This is a genomic window from Litorihabitans aurantiacus (assembly GCF_030161595.1).
GTDB classification, from domain to species: domain Bacteria; phylum Actinomycetota; class Actinomycetes; order Actinomycetales; family Beutenbergiaceae; genus Litorihabitans; species Litorihabitans aurantiacus.
This window is the reverse complement of record NZ_BSUM01000001.1, coordinates 2,920,124-2,937,476: the sequence shown is the minus strand read 5'-3', so window position 1 is coordinate 2,937,476 and position 17,353 is coordinate 2,920,124. Positions and strand designations below refer to the sequence as shown.

Annotated in this window: 17 protein-coding genes; 10 read left to right on the top strand and 7 right to left on the bottom strand. The window is 74.7% G+C overall.

Features of this window, described 5'->3' with window-relative positions:
• Positions 1-155: 155 nt before the first annotated feature.
• The 5 genes from pflA to QQK22_RS13955 form a co-directional block, all read right to left on the bottom strand.
• Positions 156-962 (bottom strand): pyruvate formate-lyase-activating protein, encoded by an 807-nt coding sequence (gene pflA, locus QQK22_RS13975; RefSeq protein ID WP_284251564.1) that lies wholly within the window; start codon positions 960-962, stop codon positions 156-158.
• Positions 963-990: 28 nt separating this feature from the next.
• Complete coding sequence (pflB, locus tag QQK22_RS13970; RefSeq protein WP_284251563.1) at positions 991-3,252, bottom strand: formate C-acetyltransferase; 2,262 nt, start codon at positions 3,250-3,252, stop codon at positions 991-993.
• Positions 3,253-3,437: 185 nt separating this feature from the next.
• The gene (locus tag QQK22_RS13965; RefSeq protein WP_284251562.1) at positions 3,438-3,926 is read right to left on the bottom strand and encodes a GNAT family N-acetyltransferase; all 489 of its coding nucleotides are present in this window, start codon (positions 3,924-3,926) and stop codon (positions 3,438-3,440) included.
• A gap of 110 nt (positions 3,927-4,036) precedes the next feature.
• Positions 4,037-4,570, bottom strand: coding sequence for a GDSL-type esterase/lipase family protein (locus tag QQK22_RS13960; RefSeq protein WP_284251561.1), 534 nt, complete (start codon positions 4,568-4,570; stop codon positions 4,037-4,039).
• Between the two features lie 56 nt (positions 4,571-4,626).
• Positions 4,627-5,040: an ACT domain-containing protein gene (locus QQK22_RS13955; RefSeq protein ID WP_284251560.1), complete on the bottom strand. Its 414-nt coding sequence runs from the start codon at positions 5,038-5,040 to the stop codon at positions 4,627-4,629.
• Positions 5,041-5,464: 424 nt separating this feature from the next.
• Here QQK22_RS13955 and QQK22_RS13950 point away from each other — a divergent pair, with 424 nt between their 5' ends.
• The 9 genes from QQK22_RS13950 to QQK22_RS13915 all read left to right on the top strand — a co-directional run bounded on the left by QQK22_RS13950 (position 5,465) and on the right by QQK22_RS13915 (position 14,547).
• Positions 5,465-6,601, top strand: a complete 1,137-nt coding sequence (locus tag QQK22_RS13950) for a polyprenyl synthetase family protein (RefSeq protein ID WP_284251559.1) — start codon at positions 5,465-5,467, stop codon at positions 6,599-6,601.
• Positions 6,598-7,551, top strand: coding sequence for a phytoene/squalene synthase family protein (locus tag QQK22_RS13945; RefSeq protein ID WP_348525593.1), 954 nt, complete (start codon positions 6,598-6,600; stop codon positions 7,549-7,551). Before QQK22_RS13950 ends, QQK22_RS13945 begins: the two co-directional genes overlap by 4 nt.
• Positions 7,533-9,095, top strand: coding sequence for a phytoene desaturase family protein (locus tag QQK22_RS13940; protein WP_348525592.1), 1,563 nt, complete (start codon positions 7,533-7,535; stop codon positions 9,093-9,095). The genes QQK22_RS13945 and QQK22_RS13940 overlap by 19 nt, the downstream gene beginning before the upstream one ends.
• Entirely contained in the window at positions 9,065-9,259 is a 195-nt protein-coding gene (locus QQK22_RS18905) for a hypothetical protein (RefSeq protein ID WP_348525591.1), read from the top strand. Before QQK22_RS13940 ends, QQK22_RS18905 begins: the two co-directional genes overlap by 31 nt.
• Positions 9,256-10,347 carry a carotenoid biosynthesis protein gene (locus tag QQK22_RS13935; RefSeq protein WP_284251557.1) on the top strand — a complete coding sequence of 364 codons (1,092 nt, stop codon included), beginning with the start codon at positions 9,256-9,258 and terminating at the stop codon, positions 10,345-10,347. Before QQK22_RS18905 ends, QQK22_RS13935 begins: the two co-directional genes overlap by 4 nt.
• Positions 10,347-11,096 carry a lysophospholipid acyltransferase family protein gene (locus tag QQK22_RS13930; RefSeq protein WP_284251555.1) on the top strand — a complete coding sequence of 250 codons (750 nt, stop codon included), beginning with the start codon at positions 10,347-10,349 and terminating at the stop codon, positions 11,094-11,096. The genes QQK22_RS13935 and QQK22_RS13930 overlap by 1 nt, the downstream gene beginning before the upstream one ends.
• Complete coding sequence (locus QQK22_RS13925) at positions 11,093-12,313, top strand: glycosyltransferase family 2 protein (protein WP_284251554.1); 1,221 nt, start codon at positions 11,093-11,095, stop codon at positions 12,311-12,313. Before QQK22_RS13930 ends, QQK22_RS13925 begins: the two co-directional genes overlap by 4 nt.
• Positions 12,310-13,881 carry a phytoene desaturase family protein gene (locus tag QQK22_RS13920; RefSeq protein WP_284251553.1) on the top strand — a complete coding sequence of 524 codons (1,572 nt, stop codon included), beginning with the start codon at positions 12,310-12,312 and terminating at the stop codon, positions 13,879-13,881. The genes QQK22_RS13925 and QQK22_RS13920 overlap by 4 nt, the downstream gene beginning before the upstream one ends.
• A 126-nt stretch (positions 13,882-14,007) precedes the next feature.
• Positions 14,008-14,547, top strand: coding sequence for a GNAT family N-acetyltransferase (locus QQK22_RS13915; protein WP_284251552.1), 540 nt, complete (start codon positions 14,008-14,010; stop codon positions 14,545-14,547).
• A 220-nt stretch (positions 14,548-14,767) separates the two neighbouring features.
• Here the strand turns inward: QQK22_RS13915 and QQK22_RS13910 are convergent, their stop codons facing one another.
• On the bottom strand, positions 14,768-15,829 hold the full coding sequence (locus QQK22_RS13910) for a serine hydrolase domain-containing protein (RefSeq protein ID WP_284251551.1): 1,062 nt from the start codon (positions 15,827-15,829) through the stop codon (positions 14,768-14,770).
• Positions 15,830-15,898: 69 nt separating this feature from the next.
• On the opposite strand from QQK22_RS13910, the gene QQK22_RS13905 reads away from it, so the two are divergent.
• Positions 15,899-16,330 (top strand): ribosomal maturation YjgA family protein, encoded by a 432-nt coding sequence (locus QQK22_RS13905; protein ID WP_284251550.1) that lies wholly within the window; start codon positions 15,899-15,901, stop codon positions 16,328-16,330.
• On the opposite strand, the gene QQK22_RS13900 is transcribed toward QQK22_RS13905, so the two are convergent.
• Positions 16,327-17,202, bottom strand: a complete 876-nt coding sequence (locus QQK22_RS13900; RefSeq protein WP_284251548.1) for an HAD hydrolase family protein — start codon at positions 17,200-17,202, stop codon at positions 16,327-16,329. The genes QQK22_RS13905 and QQK22_RS13900 overlap by 4 nt on opposite strands.
• Positions 17,203-17,353: the final 151 nt, after the last annotated feature.

Sequence of the window (17,353 nt, the reverse complement as noted above, 5' to 3'; positions counted from 1 at the left end):
GCGACTCCCTCGACGTCGTGCGTCGCCCGGCTGTCGGTTGTCGTGGTCACGGTGTGCTCCTCGGGTCGTCCCAGTGATGACTTCACGCTAGGAGCGCGATTCCCGTGGGACCTGAGTCCGAGGTCCCGGGGACCTTCGTCCCGTCGGAGCGGGGCTCAGTACGTGGTCAGGCCCGCGGCGCGGAACATCGCCCGGACCTCCTCGGTGCGCTCCGGCGTCGGCGGCTCGACGTCGCCGAGCTCGTAGCGCAGCCCCGCCTGCGCCCACTTGTCGCGGCCCATCTGGTGGAAGGGCAGCACCTCCACGCGGCTGACGGTCGGCAGCGACGCGGCGTAGTCCACGATCGGGGTGATGTTGGCATCGACGTCGGTGACCCCCGGCACCTGGACGAAGCGGATCCACGTCTCGATGCCGAGGTCGGCGAGCCGCCGCCCGAACGCGAGCGTGGGCGCGAGCTCGCGGCCGGTCACGCGGCGGTAGGTCTCCGGATCGCCGGACTTCACGTCGAGCAGCACGAGGTCGACGTCGGCCAGGAACGCGTCCGTGGTGCGGGCGCCCAGGAACCCCGACGTGTCGATCGCGGTGTGGATGCCCATCTCGCGGGCACCCCGGAGGATGCGCGAGGCGAAGGCCGGCTGCCGCAGCACCTCGCCCCCCGAGAGCGTGATCCCGCCCCCGGTCGCCCGGATCACCCCGCGGTAGCGGCGGATCCGCGCGAGCAGGTCCGCCGCCGCGACCGGGGTGCCGGAGCGGGCCGACATGGTGTCCGGGTTGTGGCAGTACAGGCAGCGCAGGGGGCAGCCCGCCAGGAACGTCGTCATCCGGGTGCCGGGTCCGTCGACGGCGGTCACGAGCTCCCACGAGTGCACCAGGCCGATCTCGCCCGACCGCAGACCGGCCAGGCGTTCTGGCCGGTCGAGCCCGTCCGCCGTCGCGAGACCACCCAGGGTGTCGGTGCCCACGGTCGCGCCCTCCGCCGTCGTCCGCCGTTCAGACCGAGGCGTGGAACGTCCGCGCGAGCACGTCGCGCTGCTGCTCGCGGGTGAGCTTGACGAAGTTCACGGCGTAGCCGGAGACCCGGATCGTCAGCTGCGGGTAGTTCTCCGGGTGCTCCATCGCGTCCACCAGCGTGTCCTTGTTCAGGACGTTGATGTTCGCGTGGAACAGACCCTCGCCCATCCCGGCGTCGAGGATCCCCACGAGGTTGCCGACCTGCTCGTCCCTGGTCCGTCCGAGCGCCGACGGCGTGATCGTGTTGGTCAGCGAGATGCCGTCCAGCGCGTCGTCGTAGTCGAGCTTGCCGACGCTCATCATGCTCGCGACCATCCCGTGCGTGTCCCGCCCGTTCTCCGGGTTGGCGCCGGGGGAGAACGGCTCGCCACGGCGGTGGCCGGACGGGAAGGAGCCCGTGGCGCGGCCGTAGACGACGTTCGAGGTGATGGTCAGCACCGACTGCGTCGGGATCGCGTCGCGGTAGGTCGGCAGCGCGCGGATCTTCGCCATGACCGTGCGGACCACCAGCGCGGCGATCTCGTCGGCGCGGTCGTCGTCGTTCCCGTAGACCGGGTACTCGCCTTCGGTCAGGTAGTCCACGACCAGCCCGGTCTCGTCCCGGACCGGCGTCACGGTGGCGTACCGGATAGCCGAGAGGCTGTCGGCCACGATCGAGAGGCCGGCGATGCCGCACCCCAGGGTGCGGACGATCTCGTCGTCGTGCAGCGCCATCTCGATCGCCTCGTAGGCGTAGCGGTCGTGGCTGTAGTGGATGATGTTCAGCGCCTCGACGTAGGTGCCCACGACCCAGTCGAGCATCGCGTCGTACCGGGCCCACACGTCGTCGAAGTCCAGCGGGGCGTCCCCGGTCACGGCGTCGTGACCCGCGACCACCTGCGCCCCGGTCATCTCGTCCCGACCGCCGTTGATCGCGTACAGCAGCGCCTTCGCCGCGTTGACCCTGGCCCCGAAGAACTGCATCTGCTTGCCCACGGCCATGGGCGAGACGCAGCACGCGATCGCGGCGTCGTCGCCCCAGTGACCGCGGATCTCGCGGTCGGACTCGTACTGGACGGCCGAGGTCTCGATCGAGATCGCGGCACACATCTCCTTGTAGCCGGCGGGGAGCGCGTCGTCCCAGAAGATCGTGATGTTCGGCTCCGGCGCCGGGCCGAGGTTGCGCAGCGTCTGCAGCAGTCGGAACGAGGTCCGCGTGACCTGGGTGCGCCCGTCCTCGCTCATCCCGGCGTCTGACCAGGTGGCCCAGTACGGGTCGCCGGAGAAGATCTGGTCGTAGTCGATCGTGCGCAGGAAGCGGACGATGCGCAGCTTGATCACGAGGGCGTCGATGATCTCCTGCGCGTCGGTCTCGGTGATCGTGCCCGCGGCGAGGTCGCGCTCGAGGTAGACGTCGAAGAACGGCGAGAGCCGGCCGATGCTCATCGCGGCGCCGTCCTGGCTCTTCACCGAGGCGAGGTAGCCCAGGTACGTCCACTGCACCGCCTCCTGCGCCGTGCGGGCGGGGCGGGCGAGGTCGAACCCGTACTGCTCGCCGAGGCGCTTGAGCTTCAGCAGCGCACGGATCTGCTCGGAGTGCTCCTCGCGGCGCCGCGCCCAGCTCTCGGAGAACGGCTGGTCCACCCCGGTGTCCTTGTCCCGCCGCTTGCCCTCGATCAGGGCGTCGACGCCGTAGAGCGCCACGCGCCGGTAGTCGCCGATGATGCGGCCGCGGCCGTAGGAGTCGGGCAGTCCGGTGATGATGTGCGCCGACCGCGCGGCGCGGATACGGGGCGTGTAGATGTCGAAGACCCCCTCGTTGTGGGTCTTGCGGTACTTCGTGAAGATCTCCCGCACGGCGGGGTCGACCTGCTTGCCCGCCTCGGAGATCGCCGTCTCCACCATGCGCCAGCCGCCGTTGGGCATCATGGCCCGCTTGAGGGGTACGTCGGTCTGCAGACCGACCACGACGTCGTCGTCCTCGCTGATCCAGCCCGGGGCGAAGGCGTCGACGTCGGCGGGCGTGGTGGTGTCGACGTCGTACACCCGGCGCTCGCGCTCCGCCGAGAGGTAGTCGCGCTCGAGCGTCTCCCACGTCCGCAGCGTCTTCGCCGTCGGTCCGGCGAGGAAGGCGGCGTCACCCTCGTAGGGCGTGTAGTTCCGCTGGATGAAGTCACGGACGTCCACGCCGTCCTGCCACGCACCCGGCCGGAAGCCGGCCCACGCATCCGTGCTGACGTCCGCCGGGGTCTCTGTGCTCATCGCGTCCTCCACAGTGTCGAGTGGCCGATCGGGCCACTTCTCGAGACTAGGGACGCGGCGTTCGCGCGGCGCGGGACCAAAGGCCCGTCCCCGGAGTGTCGACGCGTCGACCCCACCGAGGTCGGCGGTGTGGCGGTCGGTCCCACCACGCGCGTCGTCGACCGGGCCGGCCTGGCGGTGTCGCTCTACCGTGCTGCGGCCGGAGGCCGGAAGCCGAGGGCGCGGTACAGGGAACGGGCCTCCGGTGCGGAGTCGTCGACGCGGAGCGCGATACCGGATCGGAGCGTGCCCTGAACGGTCTGGACGAGGGCTCGACCGAGACCAGTACGGCGGTGGGCCGGGTGGACGAACAGGTCGAGGATGAAGGGACCGCGAGGCACGTCGTCCCACGGCGGGTCCTGCACGGTCACGATCGCGCCCGCCAGCTCGTCCCCGACCCAGACGCCGAGCGTCGCCTCCATCACGAGTCGGCCGTACTCACCAGCCCACGTCCGGTCGATCTCGTCGCGCGCCTCGGCCTCTGTCATCTCGTGAGGGGTGGCGACGTACGTCTGTCGGTACAGACTCGACACGATCTCGCGCTCGGAGTCGAGAAGCGGGCGGAGGTGGGCGCGAGCAGGCAGAGCGACCTCGATCGACTCGCGTGCCCCGGCGACCAGGAGGGCATTGGCCATGGGGTCAGCCTAGGAGGGGACGCCATCGACCTTCGCGGTGTCGTGGGCGTCGAGGGACGAGCAGTGCGGTCGTGGGACGACGCCACGACGAGGTCGGCCCCGGAGAATCGTCAGGTCCGCAGCCACCCGAGCACGCGCGGCACGACGATCTCGGCGAGCAGCCCGTACCCCTCGGCCCCAGGGTGGTACCCGTCGCTGTCCACGATCTCGCGCTCCCACAGCGGTGACGTGCTCGTGGAGGCGTAGAGCCCCACGTACGGCACGCCGAGCCGTTCGGCCGACGCGTGCAGCGCGGCGTCCAGCTCCTCGAGTCGTCGGTTCTGCGCGGCGTCCACGACCGCCGGCGGCCCGACCACCAGCAGCGGGACGTCGATCGCCGAGCGGATGTCCTCGAGTGCGGTGAGCGACTCGGCAAGGGTGGCCCGGCGTGCGCCGTCGACCTCCCTGGTGTCGTTCGCGCCGAACGACACGACCAGGCGCGGGTCGGTGGCCCGGGCGAGCCGAGGGGGCACCTCGGTGGCCACGCGCGCCGCGATCTGCGGTCCGGTGTGACCGCGGATGCCGAGGTTGTAGGGCGACAGCGGACGCCGTCCGCGATGGCTGCTGCCGCGACGCGGCCGACCCAGCGAGAGCCTCGGGGTCACCGGTACCGGCGACGTAGGAGTCGCCGATGAAGTAGATCCGCGCGTCCCGCACGGCCTCAGCCATGGTCGGTCGCGGCCGCGATCGTGTGTCCTGCGGCGCGAAGGGCGCCGACCGCGTCGGCGTGGCGGTCGCCCGGCGTCATCAGCACGTCGCCGTCGAAGGTGGAGACGACGAAGACCGGGCAGCCGATCGCCGCGAGCGGATCGACAAGGGACGCGACGACGCCGGTTAGCCCGAACGGGATCGCGCCGTCGGCGTAGAGCGCCCGCCACTCGCCGTCGACCTCCGCCCCGGGCGGCGCGAGGGCGGCGTCGCACACGATCGAGACCTCTCGATCGGTCCGCGTGACGGAGACCAGGCCGGCGGAGCGCAGGAGGTCGGGGAGCAACGAGCCGGTGTCGGTGCCGGCGGGGAACCGCGCGATCACGTAGTCACCGGGCAGGGCTCGCAGGGAGACGGCAGGAGGCACGAAGCACCCGTTCGGATCGCGGAAGGCAACCGGACGGTGCCACGGCAGTCGCGTCCCGCGAGCGTAGCCACGCGCCATCGGGCGGCGCCACCTCACGGGACCGGGCGCCGACAGCGGCCCCTCGCGATCCGCGCACGCCGCTCGCGCGCGGCACGACGCCACCGAGATGCGACATCTGCGTCGAGGCGCGCCGGCGCGAGGCGCTTCTCGGCGGTGATGTCGCACCTCGGCGGGGCGCGACGCTGCGCGGGGCGCAACTCGGCGGGGCTCGGTGCCGCCCCGCGGGCACCCACCCGCCCGCCCACGGCGGTGCGGGACTCTGCGCCCGAAATGACGGATGATCGAACTTCGAGCGTGGCGCCGGTGTCACGGGGGCGAGACGTCCCGGCCATCCGCTCGGTCGTTCAGCTATCAGGAGGGCCGGATGCCCGAAGCACTGCGCGTGGCCTCGCCACGCATCGCCGACTTCGTCGACGTCGACGGCGTCACCGAGGTCCGCCGTCGCCTGGCGCAGATCCCGCGCGAGCAGGGTCGCCGCGCCGCCGCCTACAGCCCCGAGCTGGCGCAGATCTGGGGCGTCATCGGCGAGAACCTCGTCGAGGGCAAGCTCGTGCGCCCGGCGATCCTGCTCGCCGTCGCTGACACCGTGAGCGCCGCCAGCGACACCAGCGCCACCAGCAACACCGCCGACATCACCCCCGACCCCGCGCACGACGCGCGCCGCGAGGCGGTGCTCGAGCTCGCCGTCGCCGTCGAGATGCTGCACCTCGCCTTCCTGCTGCACGACGACGTGATCGACCACGACACGGTGCGGCGCGGCCGCCCGAACCTCATCGCCCGCATCGGCCGGGAGATCACCGCCGAGGGCGCCTCCGACGCCGAGCGCCGCGCCGTCGGCGAGGCCGCCGGGATCCTCGCAGGCGACCTCGTGCTCTCCCAGGCGCACCAGTGCCTCGCACGCATCGACGCGCCCGCCGACGTCCGCCGCCGCCTGCTCGAGCTGCTCCAGGAGACGCTGCAGCACTCGGTCGCGGGCGAGCTGGCCGACGTCGGCTACTCGCTGCGCGCGCACCGCCCGAGCCTCGCGGACGTGCTGACCATGTCGCAGTCCAAGACCGGCGCCTACACCGTGCGCCTCCCGCTCCTGTGGGCGCTGATCGCGCTCGAGGCCGACGTGCCCGACGAGCTCGAGGACTTCGCCGCCGCGCTCGGCCTCGCGTTCCAGCTCCAGGACGATCTGCTCGGGCTCTTCGGCGACCCCGCGCTCGTCGGCAAGGACCCCGTCAGCGACATCCGCGAGGGCAAGTACACCGCCGTGATGGCGCACGCGAGCAGCACACCGGAGTGGGCCGAGATCTCCTCCCACCTCGGCCGGGCCGACATCACGCCCGACGACGCCGCGCGCGTCCTCGCGCTGCTGGAGTCCAGCGGGGCGCGGGCCGCCGCGCAGGACGACCTCGAGCGCGCCCTCACGGACGCGCGCCGCATCGCGGACGAGGCCGGAGCGCTGCGCGGCGTGCTGCAGGCCCTGGTGGCGGCCCTGACGGAGCGGCGCTCGTGAGCGTGCCCGAGCGCAGCAGAGGCAGCAGCGGAGCCGACGCGACGGTCAACGCCGCCGCCCTCACGCGCTACACCCGCGTCGCGCAGGACTCCGCCCAGCGCGTCATCGCCAGCTACTCGACGTCCTTCGGTCTCGCCACGCGCCTCCTCGCGCCCCGCTGCCGCACCGCGATCGCGTCCGTCTACGCGCTCGTGCGCGTCGCGGACGAGGTGGTCGACGGCGTCGGGTCCGCCGCGGGGCTCACGCTCCCCGAGCAGCTCACCGCCCTGCGCGCGCTCGAGGCGGAGGTCGACGCCGCGATCGCCTCGGGGTTCAGCACGAACCTCGTGGTGCACGCCTTCGCCGTCGCCGCCCGTGCCAGCGGCATCGACGCGAGCCTGACGCGGCCGTTCTTCGCCTCGATGGAGATGGACCTCGACCCGCACGACCTCGACGCGGCCGAGCAGGAGGCCTACGTCTACGGCAGCGCCGAGGTCGTCGGGCTCATGTGCCTGCAGGTCTTCCTCGCGGGCCGCACGGTGCCCGACGCCGACCGCGAGGTCATGACCGCCAGCGCCCGCGCCCTCGGTGCCGCCTTCCAGAACGTCAACTTCCTGCGGGACCTCGCCGACGACGCCGCGCGCGGCCGCGGATACCTGCCGGGCGAGGAATCCGGGGCGACGGCGACGAGCGCGAGCCACGCCGTCGTCGACGAGGCCACCAAGCGCCTGTGGGTGGACCGGGTCGACGCCGACGTCGCCACCGCCCGCCGCGGGCTCGCGCTCCTGCCGCGCGACTGCCGCGCCGGCGTCGGCGCCGCGCTCGCGCTCTTCGCCGAGCTCAACCGGCGCATCGAGGCCACCCCGGCCGACCAGCTCGCGCGGCGGCGGATCTCCGTCCCCGCACCCGTCAAGGCGCGCCTCGTGGCCGCCGTCGTCCTGAAGGAGGCTCCGTGGCGCGCGTCGTCGTGATCGGTGCAGGTATCGCGGGGCTGGCCACGGCCACCCTGCTCGCGCGCGAGGGGCACGAGGTGGAGATCCTCGAGCGCGGCTCGCGCGTCGGCGGGCGCGCCGGGTGGATCGACGACGCGGGGTTCCGCTTCGACACCGGACCGTCCTGGTACCTGATGGCGGACGTGTTCGCGCACTACGCCGAGCTCATCGGCACGAGCATCGAGGAGATGCTCGACCTGCACGTGCTGGACAGCTACACGATCCTGGCGGGGGAGGCGGACCCGAGCTCCGCCGTCGACCGCCTGGACGTGCCGCGCGGTCTCGACGCCGTCGCCGACCTCGCCGAGAGCCTCGAGCCCGGCGCGGGGCAGCAGCTCCGCGAGTACCTCGACTCGGCCCGTCGGGCGCTGGAGATCTCCCTGGCGGAGTTCCTCTACAACCCGTTCTCGTCCGTTCCGGACATCAGCGGCGAGCGCCTGCGGCGCGCCTCGCGCGACCTCGTGCGCTGGCTCTCCACGACGCTCACGCGCTGGTCCGACGCCCGGTTCCAGCACCCGCTGCTGCGCCAGATGCTGCAGTACAACGCGATCTTCCTCGGGGTCGACCCGCGCGAGGCCCCCGCCATCTACCACCTGATGAGCCACATCGACCTCGTCGAGGGCGTGCGCTACCCGACCGGCGGCTTCACCGCGTTCGTGCACGCGCTGCACGAGCGGGCGCTCGCCGAGGGGGTGCGGATCACGCTGGACGCGGAGGTCACGCAGATCGTCGCCGCCCGACGGCGCGGCCCGGCCCTCCCGGTCGGCTCGCGCGGGCAGGTCCGCGGGGTCGAGTGGACGGACGCCGGCGGTGAGCACCGACGGACGCGCGCGGAGATCGTCGTCTCCGCCGCGGACATGCACCACACCGAGACTCAGCTGCTCGCGCCCGATCTGCAGACCTGGCCCGAGCGGGCCTGGACCCGCACGAAGCCGGGACCCTCGAGCGTGCTCGTCATGCTCGGCGTCTCGGGCGAGCTGCCGAGCCTGCCGCACCACACCCTCATGCTCACGCGCGACTGGGAGGTCGGGCTCGACGCGGTCTTCCAGGGCAGCGCGACGCCGGAGACGACCTCGCTGTACGTGTGCCGGCCCTCGGCGACCGACGACGGCGTGGCTCCCGCGGGCAGCGAGAACCTGTTCCTCCTCGTGCCCGTCTCGGGCGAGATCGGGCTCGGGCACGGGAGCGGGTACCCGGGCAGCGCCGCGGCGCAGGGTCGGGGGCGGACCCCGCCGTCGAGCGCATCGCCGACCTCGCGATCGACCAGGTGGCCCGCTGGGCCGGCGTGCCCGACCTCGCCGAGCGGATCACGGTGCGCCACACGCTCGGTCCGGCCGACTTCGGCACCGAGTACCACTCCTGGCGTGACGGCATGCTCGGCCCCGCGCACGTGCTGCGCCAGTCGGCGATGTTCCGCCGCGGTCCCGCCTCGCGGAAGGTCGAGGGCCTGTACTACGCGGGCGCGACGACGGTGCCCGGCGTCGGTGTGCCGATGTGCCTCATCTCGGCCGAGCTGGTGCTGAAGAAGCTGCGCGGCGACAGTTCGCCCGGACCGCTGCCGCTGTGGCGGGCGCCCGGGATCGAGCGGACGCTGGGGGCGGGTGCGTCCGAGACGGATGCGCCGCCGTCGGGCGAGTCACCGTCGGACGAGTCACCGTCGGACGCGTCGACGCGGACCGCTTCGTGAGCGCGCTCGCCGTCCTGCCGCCCCCGACCGCGCCGCTCGGCGGGGTGCGCCCGGCGCACGTCGCGGCCGCCGTCGGGGCGGGCGTCGCCGTCGGGGTGCTGGCCTACCGGAGGCTGTCCCGGTCGCTGCGCGAGCGCCGCGAGGCCCGCGAGGCTCGCGAGCGCGGTGCCACCCCCGCCGTCGCGACACCGGCTCCCGCACCCCGCGCGAGGGCGACCGGACGCTCGGAGGCGGCGCGCGCCGTCGCCCGCCACGGGACGCTCGCGACGGCGCACCGCGGCCGGCGCCTCGCCGGGCGCGCGGCGTGGGTGACGTTCGCGGCCGCCGTCGCGGTGCAGGGAACCTTCGCGCTCGACGGCGGGTCGATCCCCCGCACGGTCGCGAGCGTCGTGCTCATGGGCGCGACGGCGGCGCTGCACGCCACGTCCGTCGGGGGCTGGCGGTTCGGGGCCGGGATGGTCGCGATCGTGGCCGCGGCGACGTGGGTGGCCGAGGCGGTCGGCATCGCGACCGGCTTCCCTTTCGGCGAGTACGCCTACACCGGCACGCTCGGACCGGAGCTGGCGGGCGTCTCGGTGCTCGTCCTGCTCGCGTGGCTGACGCTCGCGTACCCGGCGCTCGTGGTCGCCACCCGGCTCGTGGGCGAGGGCGGCGGGCTGCGGCGCGTCGCGCGTCTCGGGGTCGCGGCGCTGGCGCTGACGGCGTGGGACGTGTTCCTCGACCCGCAGATGGTCGACGCCGGGAACTGGGGCTGGGCCAACCCCGAGCCGTCGCTGCCCGGGACGCCCGGGATCCCGCTGACGAACTACGCGGGGTGGTTCCTGACGTCGGTGGTCGTGGCGGCGCTGCTGGAGGCGTGGCACGGCCGCGCGCGACGGCGCAGCGACGCCCGACCGCTCGGGCGGCCGCAGGCGCAGCGCGCCGACGCCGTGCCGTACGCCGTCTACCTGTGGACCTACGTCTCGTGCGTCCTGGGCAACCTGACGTTCTGGTCGCGCCCGTCGGTCGCCGTCGCCGGCGGCGTGGTGATGGGCACGGTGGCGCTCCCGCTGGTCCGCGCCCTCGCCCGCTCCGCGAACGTTCGCTGATGCCCCAGCTCTTCCCCGACGCCCTCGGGCGCGCCCTCGTGGCGCACAGCGTCGGCCGCAGCCTGCGCCGGTCGTTCGACAGCATCGCGGTCGCCGGCGACCTTCCCCGCGGCGGCGCCGTCCTCGCCTCGACGCACTCCTCGTGGTGGGACGGCTACGTGCTCGCCGCGCTCGCCGGCGCCGTCGGCACCCGCCCCGCCGTCATGATGACCGCGCGTCGCCTCGCCGCGTTCCCGTTCCTGCGCCTGGTCGGTGCCGTCGACACGGGCGGCGCCCGCGACCTCGTGCGCGCCGCCGCCGCGGGACGCTGGGCGGTCGTCTTCCCGGAGGGCGAGCTCCAGCCGCGCGGCCGGCTCGCGCCGCTGCACCCCGGAGCCGCCTGGGTCGCGCGGACGGCGGGCGCGCCGCTCGTCCCCGTCGCGCTCGCCGTCGTGACGCGCGGCGCCCCGCAGCCCGAGGTGCTCGTGCGGATGGGGCAGCCGCTGAGCACGGGGCCCCGCGGCACCACGTCGAGCGACGTCGCCGCCCTCACCACCGCGCTCGCGGAGCGCCTGCGGCAGGAGTCGGCGCGGCTGGCCGACGACGTCGCCGCCGCCCACCCCGAGCACCCCGTGCCCGGCTACCGCGTGCTCCTGCACGGGACGTCCCGGCGTCGCGACTCCGTCGGGTGGGCCGTGCGGGCGCTCGCGTGGCTGACCGGCGTCCCGAGCAGGCGCGAACCTGCGCCGACCGATCGGTGCCCGCGATGAAGCGCGAGCGCCTGGCCCGGTTCGCCCTCGGGGACCGCCGGCCGACGACGGCGGGTGTCACCTCCGCCGTCGCCGGCGGCCTCGCGCTGACCTACCTCGCCTACCGCGCGATGGCGCTGGTCCTGAACGCCCTCGGCCTGCGGCGGCTGCGCGCGCCGGAGGGTGCGGCGCCCGACGGCGTGCCCGACGGCGCACTCGACCGCTACCGCGTCAGCCTCCTCGTCCCCGCGCGGGACGAGGCCACGACCCTGCCCGCGACGCTCCCGCACCTGCTCGCCCAGGGGGCGGACGACGTCGTCGTGCTCGACGACCACTCCTCCGACGGGACGGCCCGCGTGGCACGCGACGCCGGCGCCCAGGTGATCGCCGGGCGGCCCCTGCCCGAGGGCTGGGTGGGTAAGACGTGGGCGTGCCAGCAGCTGGCGGACGCCGTGACGGGCGACGGCGCCGAGGCCGCTCCCGACGACACCCGCCCGCACCTCCTCGTCTTCACCGACGCCGACGTCACCTGGCGCCCCGGCGCCCTCGCCCGGCTCGTGGCCGAGATGGACCGGGGACGCGCGGACCTGCTGACCGTCTTCCCGCGCCACCTCGTCGGATCGTTCGGCGAGCGCGTCATGGTGCCGCTGGTGGACGCCGCCTTCGTCGGGAACGCGCCGGTGCCGATCATCCGGTCGCGGGGGCACGGTGCGCTCGCGGCCAACGGCCAGGTGATGGCGTTCCGGCGCGAGGCCTACGAGCGCGCGGGCGGGCACGCCGCCGTGCGCGGCGAGCTGCTGGAGGACGTGCGCCTCGCGCGGCGTGCGCGGGACGCGGGGGCGCGCTTCGACGTCGTGCTCGGCGGGGAGGCGATCGAGGTGCGGATGTACGACTCCTACGCCGCTGCCGTCGTGGGGATGGCCAAGAGCATGCCGGGGCTGCACCGCGAGTCGCGGCTGGTGATGGTCGGGTCGGCGGCGTTCTTCGTGATGACGTACACGCTGCCGTGGCTCCTGCGCCCGACGCCGCTCGTCCGCCTCGTGCGCGGGCTCGGCCTGATCGACCGGGCGGTGGTGAACCTGCTCGTGGGGCGGACGCGCGCCGTCGACCTCGCCGAGACGCTGCTCGGTCCGATCAGCCCGCTCGCGGTGCTGCCCGCCTACCGGCGCGCGATCAGCGGGCGGCTGGAGTGGCGCGGGCGGACCTACCCGGCCGCACGGCGGGGGTGGCGGCCGTGAGGGGCGACGGCGGGGCGCGCGACGGCGCGGGCCGGGTCGTCGTGATCGGCGCGGGCGTCGGTGGCCTCGCCGCCGCCGCACGCCTGGCCGCGCTCGGCCACCGCGTCACGGTCCTGGAGGCCGCCGACGCGATCGGCGGCAAGCTCGGCACCTACGAGCGCGACGGCTACGTCTTCGACACGGGCCCGTCGCTCGTCACGATGCCGCAGGTCTTCGAGGACCTGTTCGACGCGACGGGTGCGCCGCTGGCCGACGCCGTCGACCTCGAACGCCTCGACGTCGCCTGCCGCTACACCTTCCCCGACGGCACGGGCGTCGACCTCCCGGGCCGGATCGAGGAGATTCCCGCCGCCCTGGACGCCGCGCTCGGCGCCGGGACGGGCGAGCAGTGGGCCGCGTTCACGCGCGACGCCGCCGCGATCTGGGACGTCGCCGAGCAGCCGTTCCTGCGCTCGCCGATCGGCCGCGGCACGCTGGCGGCGATGTCGTCGGACACCGCGAACCTGACGACCATCGCGCCGTGGCTGAGCCTGCGGGCCTTCGGCGCGCGGCGCCTGCACGATCCGCGGCTGCGCGCGATGCTCGACCGCTACGCGACCTACACGGGCAGCGATCCGCGGCGTGCGCCGTCGGCCCTCGCGACGGTGCCGTACGCGGAGCAGGCGTTCGGCTCCTGGTACGTGCGCGGCGGGCTGCGCGCGCTCGGCGCGGCCATTGCTCGCCGGGCGCGGGACCGCGGGGCAGAGATTCGCACGGGGGTGCGGGTCGCGTCGATCGAGCACGACGGCGCGCGCGTCACCGGCGTCGTGACGGCCGGCGGGGAGCGGGTGGCGGCGGACGTCGTCGTCGCGAACGCCGACGCGAGCCAGGTGTACGGCGAGCTGCTCGCGGGGGCCGGGGCGAGGCGACGGCTGCGGGCGCTGCGGCGCGCGACGCCGTCGCTCGCGGGCTTCGTGCTGCTGCTCGCGCTGGAGGGGCTGCCGGCGTCGCTGCGTGAGCGGGCGGCGCACCACCGCGTGCTGTTCCCGCGCGACTACGACGACGAGTTCGACGCCGTGTTCGGGGTCGGGCGGTACGGGCGCTGGCACGGCGGCGGTGGGCCGCGACCGGTGGACGACCCGACCGTGTACGTGACCGCGCCGCAGGACGCCGCGATCGTGCCCGGCGGGTCGGCCGGGCTGACGCGCGGGGAGGGCGCGTGGTTCGTGCTCGTGAACGCGCCGCGGCACGACCCCGCGCGGGGCGCGGACTGGGACGCGCCGGGGCTCGCGGAGGCGTACGGGCGGCGGATCCTCGACGTCATGGCGCGGCGGGGGCTCGACGTGCGGCCGTACGTGCGGTGGGTGGAGACGCGCTCGCCGGCGGACCTCGAGCGCTCGGTGCTGGCGCCCGGCGGGGCGATCTACGGGACGTCGTCCAACAAGTCGGCGTCGGCGTTCCTGCGGCCGGCGAACCGCGGGCCGGTGCGGGGGCTGTACCTGGTGGGCGGCTCGTCGCACCCGGGCGGCGGGCTGCCGCTCGTGACCCTCTCGGCGGAGATCACGGCGGGCCTGATCGGCCCCGCCTGATGGCGAAGGCCCTGCTGCTTTCGCGAGAGCTTTGCTGACCCTCCCCGAGAGGATTGCCGACCCACGCCGTCGTCAACCGACGCGAAAGCGCTGGACCGCGCGCGCCGTCGTCGCCACCATGGCTCGATGACCACCACCGTCCGCCGCGCCCGTCCCGACGACGCCACCACCCTCGGCGCGATCCACGTGCGCTCGTGGCAGCGCGGGTACGACGGCCTCCTCCCGGCCGACGTGCTCGCCGACCTCGACCCCGTGGCGCGCGGCCAGTGGTGGGCGCAGCTCCTCCAGGCGCAGGACGGCACGCCCGACGACACCCCCGGCCCGGTGACGCACGTGGCCGAGCGGGGCGGCGCCGTCGTCGGCTTCGTCGGGACCGGGCCGGTGCGCGGCAGCGACCACGGCGAGAGCGCCAGCACGGCCGAGCTGTTCCTGTACGTCGACCCGGAGGCCTGGCGCGGCGGCGTCGGCCGCGAGCTGATGGCGACGGCGACGGCGCGGCTCACCCGTGCCGGCTACACCGACGCGATGCTCTGGGTGCTCGAGGGCAACGCGCGCGCGATCGGCTTCTACGAGGCGACCGGGTGGGAGCACGACGGCGTGCGGCGCGTCGAGGTGATCCCGGGCGTGACGGCGGCCGAGCTCGGATACCGGCGGCAGCTGGGTTAGCCGCACCGCGTCGGTGACCGCCGTGGCCCTCGTGGGGAAGTTCCGCAGGCTCAGGCCTGCGGAACTTCCCCACTCGCACGTCGGCGACGGCGGGCGGCGCGTGGCGAGAGCAGCGAGCGTCGGGAATCCTCTCGGGGAGGGTCGGCAAAGCTCTCGCGGAGGGGCACCTCGCGGAGGGGGCGCCTCGCGAAGGAGGGTGCCTCGCGAAGGCCCGCAGGCGTCAGCGGATGGCGCTCTCGACGTCCCACGCGGCGTCGGCCGTCGTCGTGAGGACCGAGGCGGTGCGCGCCGTCGCGATCGTGTGCCGCGAGGAGAACGACGCCCCCGCGTCCTGCCCGATCAGCTGCACGACACCCGGCTCCGGCAGGTAGAACCCGAGCCCGTAGGCGAGCTCGTCGTCGGTCTCGGCCGTCCGCTCCCGCAGCATCTCCTCCACCAGCTCGCGCGGCACGATCCGACCCGCGAGCAGCGCGTCCCAGAACGTGACCAGGTCGGCCGCCGTCGTCCAGATCCCGCCGTCCCCACCCCCGACCACCGGGAGGTGGTGCACGTTGGTGCGCCACTCGCCGTCGACCTCGACGTAGCCCACCGCCGCGTTCGCGGGTAGCGCGTCGCTGCGCAGGTAGGCCGTCCCCGTCAGCCCCGCCGGCTCGATCACCCGCGTCCGCACCAGCTCGTGGAACGGTGTGCCGGACGCGCGCTGCGCCAGGATCGCCAGCAGCACGTAGCCGCCGTTGCAGTACGCGAAGTCGGTCCCCGGCGCGAACTCCTGCGCGTGCCCGCCGAGCACCTCGAGGTAGTCCTCGGGGTCGACGTAGCCACTCATCGCGCCCGGCAGCAGGTACTCGGCGGTGTCGGCGTCGTCGTCGAGGTAGTCGCCGATCCCCGCGCGGTGCGCGAGCAGGTGCTCGATCGTGACGGCGTCGTCCACGAGCGGGAGGTCGTCACCGAGCAGCTGGCGCGCGGGGGTGGCGAGGGTGAGCGTGCCGTCGGCCACCAGGCTCATCACGGTCAGCGCCGTGAAGCCCTTGGCGCCGCTCGCGACGGCGATCGTGTGCTCCGGCGTCATCGCGACGGCGTGGCGGCGGTCGGCCAGGCCCCACGCGCGGGTGAGCAGCGTGCGCCCGCCCTCGTCGATGCGCACGACGCCGGCGCTCGGCTCGTCCTCGGCCTCGCGCAGGGCCTCGCGCAGCTCGTCCGTGAGGGGATCGGTCGTGTCGGTCGCGGCGTCGGGCGCACCGGCCGGGGGCGGGAGGTCGGTCGTGTCGGTGGGCGAAGTCATGCCTCCACCCTCACCCGGGACGCGCCGGCTCGCCACCGCATTTCCACCGACGTGTGATGGGCTGGAGGGGTGAGCGAACCGGAGACCCGCAGCGTCCGCGCCGCCGTCGTGCCGGGGCGCCGCTCGCGCGTCGGCCTCGCGCTGATCGCCGTGCTCCTGGTCGGCCTCGGGCTGCTGGGCCGGTTCGCGCTGCCGGGGGCGGCGGGCGACGTCGCGGGCGGCCTCCTGTACGCGGCGCTCGTCTACGTGCTGGTGGCGATCGTGGCGCCCGACGCGTCGGTGGGCCGACTCGCCGTCGTGGCGCTCGCCGTCGTGCTCGGCATCGAGCTGCTGCAGCTCACCGGCCTGCCCGCGGCGATCGGGGAGGCGTTCGCGCCGGCGCGGCTCGTGCTCGGCACGACGTTCACCGCGAGCGATCTCGTGGTCGGGGCGGTCGGGGTCGGCCTGATGGCGGCGACCGACCGGGTGCTCGCCGGGCCGCGCCACCGGCCGACCCGCTAGAGCGCCAGCACCTCGCGGATCGTGCGCACCACGCCGCTGTCGTCGTTGGACGGCGCCGTATACCGCGCCGCGGCCGTGACCTCGGGGTGCGCGCCGGCCATCGCGTAGGACCACTCGGCGCGCGCCAGCATGCCGAGATCGTTGGGGAAGTCGCCGAACGCCATGGTCTGCGCGGGCGTGATGCCCAGCTCGTCCTGGAGCGCGGCGAGCGCGGTGCCCTTGTCCGCCGTCGGGCTCATGACGTCCACCCAGACCCCCGCCGAGATCAGCACGCGCGACCCGGGGACCTCGCCGATCGCCGTCGCGACGCCGGTCTCGGAGCCGTTCGGGTCCCACACGGCGATCTTGAGGACCTCGCCCTCGATCTCCCGCAGGTCCGGGACGACCTCGAGCATCGGGTAGTAGGGCTGGGCCGTGGTGACGAAGTCGGGCAGCGCGGCGACCGCGTCCGTCCCGACCCACGCCGTGTGCGCGCCGGCCAGCACGACGGCGGCCGTCCCGCCCCCGGCGGTGTAGCGGGCGACGGCGTCCAGGACGTGCGCGACGGCGGCTGCCGGGACCCCGTCGAGCGCGACGACCTCGCCGCCGCGGGCCGCCAGAGCGCCGTTCTCGGCGATGATCGCGAGCGCGTCGACCGCCTCGCGGCCGGCGCCGACGGGGGCGTCCTGCGGCGCCTGGTCCGCGACGGGGTCCGCGCCCGCGATCGCGAGGCGGATGCTCTCGTGCTGGCGGCCGCTGGCCGGGACGACGGCGATGCCGCGCTCCGTCAGGGCGCTCAGGAGGGCGGGGAAGTCGGGGTCGAGCTGCTTGCCGGAGTCCAGCAGCGTCCCGTCCAGGTCGATGGCGATCAGGCGGATGTCGGGGGCGCTCACGGACCGATTCTCCCAGGCGGTCGCGGGTGGGTGGGCGGGGGGCGTCCCGTCGTGAGGTGGGTCCGTCCCGCCGTGAGGTGTGGCGGCGGCGGGTACCGGCGTGTCGGGCGGACGCGCCGGTGTGGCGGGCCGCTCCGGGCGGCGGGACCTC

Coding starts and splice junctions, on each gene's coding strand:
- QQK22_RS13950 (WP_284251559.1), top strand. CDS start 5,465: ATGCCCGAAGCACTGCGCGTGGCCTCGCCACGCATCGCCGACTTCGTC.
- QQK22_RS13910 (WP_284251551.1), bottom strand. CDS start 15,829: ATGACTTCGCCCACCGACACGACCGACCTCCCGCCCCCGGCCGGTGCG.
- QQK22_RS13930 (WP_284251555.1), top strand. CDS start 10,347: ATGCCCCAGCTCTTCCCCGACGCCCTCGGGCGCGCCCTCGTGGCGCAC.
- QQK22_RS18905 (WP_348525591.1), top strand. CDS start 9,065: ATGTGCCTCATCTCGGCCGAGCTGGTGCTGAAGAAGCTGCGCGGCGAC.
- QQK22_RS13965 (WP_284251562.1), bottom strand. CDS start 3,926: ATGGCCAATGCCCTCCTGGTCGCCGGGGCACGCGAGTCGATCGAGGTC.
- pflB (WP_284251563.1), bottom strand. CDS start 3,252: ATGAGCACAGAGACCCCGGCGGACGTCAGCACGGATGCGTGGGCCGGC.
- QQK22_RS13925 (WP_284251554.1), top strand. CDS start 11,093: ATGAAGCGCGAGCGCCTGGCCCGGTTCGCCCTCGGGGACCGCCGGCCG.
- QQK22_RS13915 (WP_284251552.1), top strand. CDS start 14,008: ATGACCACCACCGTCCGCCGCGCCCGTCCCGACGACGCCACCACCCTC.